The organism is Streptomyces albidus (ex Kaewkla and Franco 2022) (assembly GCF_013870515.1).
Lineage (GTDB): Bacteria > Actinomycetota > Actinomycetes > Streptomycetales > Streptomycetaceae > Streptomyces > Streptomyces albidus.
The window spans coordinates 1-5,688 of the sequence record NZ_JACBXA010000317.1 but is presented as its reverse complement, the minus strand read 5'-3'; the positions used below and the strand labels follow the sequence as shown (position 1 = coordinate 5,688).

General features: G+C 69.0%; 4 protein-coding genes and 1 pseudogene. 1 reads left to right on the top strand and 4 read right to left on the bottom strand.

From position 1 onward, the window contains the following. The coding region (locus tag H5J26_RS27700) for an ATP-binding protein (protein WP_235981195.1) at window positions 1-1,075 on the bottom strand (1,075 nt) is incomplete at its 3' end. A gap of 1,050 nt (window positions 1,076-2,125) precedes the next feature. Between H5J26_RS27700 and H5J26_RS27695 the strand changes: the two genes are divergently transcribed. Next, window positions 2,126-2,923 carry a tyrosine-protein phosphatase gene (locus tag H5J26_RS27695; RefSeq protein WP_181768707.1) on the top strand — a complete coding sequence of 266 codons (798 nt, stop codon included), beginning with the start codon at window positions 2,126-2,128 and terminating at the stop codon, window positions 2,921-2,923. A 64-nt stretch (window positions 2,924-2,987) separates the two neighbouring features. On the opposite strand, the gene H5J26_RS27690 is transcribed toward H5J26_RS27695, so the two are convergent. The 3 genes and pseudogenes from H5J26_RS27690 to H5J26_RS31725 all read right to left on the bottom strand — a co-directional run. Further along, window positions 2,988-4,370, bottom strand: coding sequence for an aspartate aminotransferase family protein (locus H5J26_RS27690; protein ID WP_181768706.1), 1,383 nt, complete (start codon window positions 4,368-4,370; stop codon window positions 2,988-2,990). A gap of 131 nt (window positions 4,371-4,501) precedes the next feature. Beyond that, window positions 4,502-5,515, bottom strand: a complete 1,014-nt coding sequence (hpnH, locus tag H5J26_RS27685; protein WP_181768705.1) for an adenosyl-hopene transferase HpnH — start codon at window positions 5,513-5,515, stop codon at window positions 4,502-4,504. Window positions 5,516-5,522: 7 nt separating this feature from the next. Continuing rightward, window positions 5,523-5,688: pseudogene (locus H5J26_RS31725) on the bottom strand (1-hydroxy-2-methyl-2-butenyl 4-diphosphate reductase); the annotation flags it as partial.

Sequence of the window (5,688 nt, the reverse complement as noted above, 5' to 3'; positions counted from 1 at the left end):
GCGCGCCCGGCTCCTCGCCGAGCACCTCGCGCGGCAGCACGAGCACTGCCTGGATGCCGCCGTAGATGTTGCTCTGGAGCTGGACGACGATGCCGTGCCGCTGCGCGAGCGCCGAGACCACGAACAGCCCGATGCGCCCGTCCTGCAGCAGCTCCCCCACGTCGATGCGCTCGGGGTCGGAGAGCACGGCGTTCATGCGGTTCTGCTCGGTGGCCGTCATGCCCAGGCCGCGGTCCTCGACCTCGATGGCCAGACCGGACGTCACGTGCTGCGCCCGCAGCAGGACCTGGGTCTGCGGGGCGGAGAAGACCGTTGCGTTCTCGACGAGTTCGGCCAGGAGGTGGATGACGTCGGCCACCGCGTGACCCCGGAGGGTGCCCTCGATCGGCGGCACCAGCTTGACCCGGGGGTACTGCTCGACCTCGGCGATGGAGGAGCGCAGGACCTCGGTCATGGTGACCGGCCGGCTCCACTGACGCCGGGAGACGGCGCCGCCCAGCACGGCGAGGTTCTCCGCGTGCCTGCGGATGCGGGTGGCGAGGTGGTCCACATGGAAGAGGCCCTTGAGCAGATCGGGGTCCTCGACCTGGTTCTCCAGCTCGTCCAGCAGCTCGATCTCACGATGGACGAGGGACTGCAGCCTGCGGGCGAGGTTGACGAAGACCTCGACCTTCTCCTCGCTGCCGCTCGAGTTGCTGCGCATGAGCGCGACGGCTTCGGTCACCGCCGTCTCGGCGACGTGCTGGGCGAGGGCCAGTTCGTGGGTGAGGAGGTCGTAGGCGTCGGCGTGCGCGCTCGGATCCGGCAGTGCCGGCCGCGGACGCAGCCGAGGGCGTTCACCCTGTTCGAGGCTGCGCAGGAGGGAGCGGACTTCGGACTGTCCACGGGCCACCGTGCGGCGCAGCGACGTGTGACGTTCCAGAGCGCTGCGAGCTTCGATGGTGGCCGAGTACGCGGCGCCGACGATCACGCCGCAGACGAGTAAGAGCGCTCCGCCGAGCACACTCCACAGCACGTTGCCGTCACTCCCGGAGGCGGGGCTGCCCGAGGCGTCGAGGCCGCCTTCGAAGCTCATCACGTACGCCACCACGGCTGCCGCGACCACGGCCACGACTCCTGCCGGCGCGACGGCGAGGCGCACGACGCGCCGCCGGTGTGCCGCGTCGCTCGGGTTCTGACGGACGGGGGCGCGGCCGTGCCGTCGCCGTGATCCGTTGCCGCCGGGCGCCGGGGTCACGCCGGTGGCTCCGTGTGGGACCGCACCGTTGGGCACCTGTGCGGCTACCGGAAGCGGGACGCTTCCGGGGAGGGCCCCTGGGGGAGTTGCGGGATCGGAGGTTCCCCTTCCTGTCTGCACCGCATGGCTCGGGGGTTCATGCATCGGATTCCTCGGTTGAGTTGAGGTCTGCGGGTGGGCTTCCTCGAAGCACGGTTACAGCGCGCGTCAGCTCGGTCTCAGAGCGCCATTGCCACGCTAGCCCTCACAGCAACTTAGCGCGGACGCAGATGACATATTCGCCACCCTTCGCCAGCTCCTAACGAGTGAAGATCTCGTCCGTCTGTCCGGGAGCGGATCTTGATCCTAACTCCCTTACGGAGTCCCTCAGTTACGCTTCGCCACCACCGAGGACCCCTCGTCCGCGGGCCTTCCGAGCCGCCCGGCGGTGCGGCTCCAGCACCTGCCGCACACCTCAACAACCCTCGTTGACCTGGGACTTCACCCTCACGGCACCGCAACTGGACGCCGCATGACGGCCTCCCGCTCCCGCGCCACGCGGCACCCCTGCCCTCGGCCCCGCAAGCGGAATCGCATCGACCAGCCGGCGCCGTACGCCGATTCGGGCGAAGCACCCATCCCACGCATGCCGGTCCGGCGCCTTTCTGCTGACACAGGCATATGCAGCTCCCGCCAGGCCCTTCGCACCCCCGCCCGGCCCCCACACATTCCGACCGGAATTCGCCCCCTCGATGGCGAGGTTCCATCCCTGCCGTCACTCCCTGTGAACACTTTCCGCGTCGGCCTGCTCACGGAGTGCGCACAGCCCTCGATGCACGGCCGCCGGTGCGTCCGGCCCATGTCGTATCGTCGGCGGCACCGGCAGTCGAAGAGACAGAGGGAGCATCTGTGAGCCAGCAGTCCGCCGAACCCACGTTGACCGGGGTGCGCAACTTCCGCGACGTCGGCGGGGTGCCGACGGCAGACGGGCGCCGGGTGCGCCACGGCGTGCTCTTCCGGAGCGGCCACCTGGCCCACGCGACGGAAGAGGACAGCGCCTTCCTCAGCGGCCTCGGGCTGCACACCGTCTTCGACTTCCGCAACTCCGCCGACCAGGCGCTCGAGGGCCCCGACGTGGAGCTGCCGGGCGTGCGCAACGTGAACATCCCCCTCACCGACCCGGCCGACGGCGCGGAGTTCTGGAAGATGGTCCGCGACGGAGAGCTCGACCAGCTGCGCATGGTCCTCTCCGACGGACAGGGCGCAGCGCGGATGATCGCCTCGTACCGTTCGATCATCAAGGGCCGCACCGCAGAGCACAGCCGTGTGCTGCACGCCCTCGCCGACGACAGCGTGCCCGCGCTGATGCACTGCGCCGCCGGCAAGGACCGCGCGGGGCTCTCCATCGCCGTGACGCTCATGGCGCTCGGCGTGGAGCAGGAGGCCATCGAGGCCGACTACCTGGAGTCCAACTCCCCGCACCGGCGCTACAAGATGCACCGCGGCGGCAAGTCCCAGGCGGGGATGTCCCCCGAGGTCGTGGAGCTGCTCTCCCCGCTCTTCGACGCGCGCTCCACCTATCTCGCCGCCGCTCTGACCACCATCGACGAGACCTGGGGCGGCGTGGAGAAGTACCTCTCCGAGGGCCTCGGGCTCGCCCCGGAAACGCGCGAGCGGCTGCGCGACAGGCTCCTCGAGGACGCCTGACAAGCCCCCGGGCCCGGTTCGTACGGGCGCGGATCGGAGACCGGCACGTTCTCGGTGAGGATGCTCAGCGGTTGGCGACCGCCTGCTTGACCAGGTTGCGCCCGAAGTCCCACAGCAGCCCGCCACCGTTGTGCGCCTCGTCCATGATTTCCGTGAACGCGCCGACGAAGCGGTCGACTTCGCGCTCCCCGATCACCAACGGCGGGGTCAGCTTGATCACTTCGAGCTCGTCACCCGACACCTGGGTGAGGATGCGGTGGCGCTGGAGCAGCGGCACGACCACCATCTGTGCGAACAGGCCCCGCCGTGCAGCCTGAAGCATCGTCCAACGACTACGCAGGGCAAGCGACTTGGGCCTGCCGAACTCGATGCCGATCATCAGTCCGCGCCCACGCACCTCGTGCAGCAGCTCGTAGTCGTCGACGAGCGCCGCGAGCCTCTCGCGCAAGAGGTCGCCCATGCGCCGCGCGTTGGCGATCAGGTTCTCGTCCTCCAGCACGTGCAGGGTCGCCAGGCCGGCCGCCATCGCCTGCGCGTTGGAGCCGAAACTGGCCGAGTGGACCTGCACCCGGTCCATCGACGAGTAGACCTTCCTGAACACCCACTCCTTGCCGAGGGTGGCACCGACCGGTACGAAGCCGCCGGAGAGCGCCTTCGCCACGCACACCAGGTCCGGCTGCACCTCCGCCTCGTGCTGGTACGCGAGGAAGTCGCCGGTTCTGCCGAGTCCCGTCTGCACCTCGTCCGCGATCAGCAGCGCACCGTGGCGGTGCAGCAACTCCCCTGCCGCCGCCAGGTATCCGGGCGGCGCCGCAAGCACGCCCTTGCCCTGGATCGGCTCCACGATGAGCCCCGCCACATCACCGCGCCTCAACTCCCGCTCCAGCGCGCCCAGATCACCCAGCGGGACGGCGGTGTCGGGGAGCAGCGGCGCGAAGCCCCGGCGGAAGCACTCCTCGCCGTTGACGGAGAGCGAACCGGTGGTCAGGCCGTGGAAGGCGTGGTCGCAGTAGAGGATCCGGGGCCGCCCGGTGGCGTAGCGCGCGAACTTCAGCGCCGTCTCCACCGCCTCCGTACCGCTGTTGCCGAAGAAGACGCGCTCCATGCCGGGCGCGCGGGCGAGCAGCGCCTCGGCCAGAAGCCCGGGCAGCGGCGGGCAGTCGAACCGCGTGAGGTCCGCGAGCTGCGCGTCCAGCACCTCGTGCAGTGCGCGCCGTACGACGGGATGGTTCCGCCCGAGTCCCATCACGCCGAACCCGGCGAGCATGTCGAGGTAGTCGTCTCCCTCGGCGTCGAACAGGCTGGCACCCTCGGCCCGTTCGTAGACCTTGTCGAAGCCGATCGTGCGCAGCATCCGCGGCAGTTGGTGATTCAGATGCCGGGTGTGCAGCTCGTAACGCTCGGCTCCGCGTTCCGCCAGAAGCTTCGTGAGGTCGAAGTCGCTCATTGCCCCGGCCCCCTTCTCGGTTTCGTGGGCTCTTCTGTTGTGGTGTGCGGCTCGGGCACGCGCGCCCGGGCCGACGGCGACGGCCGTCACGCACGAGTTCGCGCGCGCACGGCCGCCGGGACCGCATGACGTCAGACGCGGACGCTGTCGCGCGCGGCGCGCAGCGACTCCTTCAGCGAGCCCATCGTGGCGAGCACGGCGGTCGGCTCGTAGCCGCAGTGGGCCATGCAGTTGGCGCAGCGGGAGTCGCGGCCGCGGCCGTAGGCCTCCCAGTCGGTCTCCTCGATGAGTTCCTTGTACGTCGGCACGTACCCGTCACTCATCAGGTAGCAGGGCCTCTGCCAGCCGAAGAGCGAGTAGTTGGGAATCGCCCAGGCGGTGCAGGCGAAGTCCGCCTTGCCCTCGAGGAAGTCGAGGAAGAGCGGGCTGTGATTGAGCCTCCAGCGGCGCCGGTTGCCGTCGGCGAACGCCTTGCGGAACAGCTCGCGGGTCTGCTCGACGCCCAGGAAGTGCTCCTGGTCGGGGGCCTTCTCGTACGCGTAGGCGGGCGAGATCATCATCTCGTCCACGCGCAGTTCGTCGTTGAGGTAGTCCAGCACCTCGATGATGGTCTGCGGTGTGTCGGTGTTGAAGAAGGTGGAGTTCGTGGTGACCCGGAAGCCGCGCCGCTTGGCCTCCTTCATCGCCTCGACTGCCTCGTCGAAGACGCCCTCCTTGGCCACCGATTCGTCGTGCCGCTCGCGCAGCCCGTCGATGTGCACGGCGAACGCGAAGTAGGGGGACGGTGTGAAGTCGTCCATCTTCTTGCGCAGCAGCATCGCGTTGGTGCACAGGAAGACGTACTTCCTCTTCGCCACCAACTGCCTGACGATTTCGCCGATCTGGGGGTGCATCAACGGTTCTCCGCCGGCGATGGAGACCATCGGCGCACCCGACTCCGTCACCGCTCCGACAGCCTGCGCGACGGGCATCCGCTGCTTGAGCACACCGGCCGGGTGCTGGATCTTCCCGCAGCCCTCGCACTTGAGGTTGCAGGCGAACAACGGCTCCAGCTCCACGATCAACGGGAACTTCTCGCGGCCGCGCAGCTTCTGCTGAAAGAGATAGCTGCCGATACGGACGGTCTGACGCAGAGGCATGGCCATGACTCGCTCACCTCCAGGGGAGCAGCAAGGATCGGTGCCATTCGAGGAATGCAGGCGGAATGCCGCGAAGTACGCGGAATGCAGATATTCCACCTCGCAGTGTCCCCAGACGGATCAGTTCATGTCCCGGCGCGTCGACCACCACCCGTACGGCGGCAACCGGGCGTCCCGGC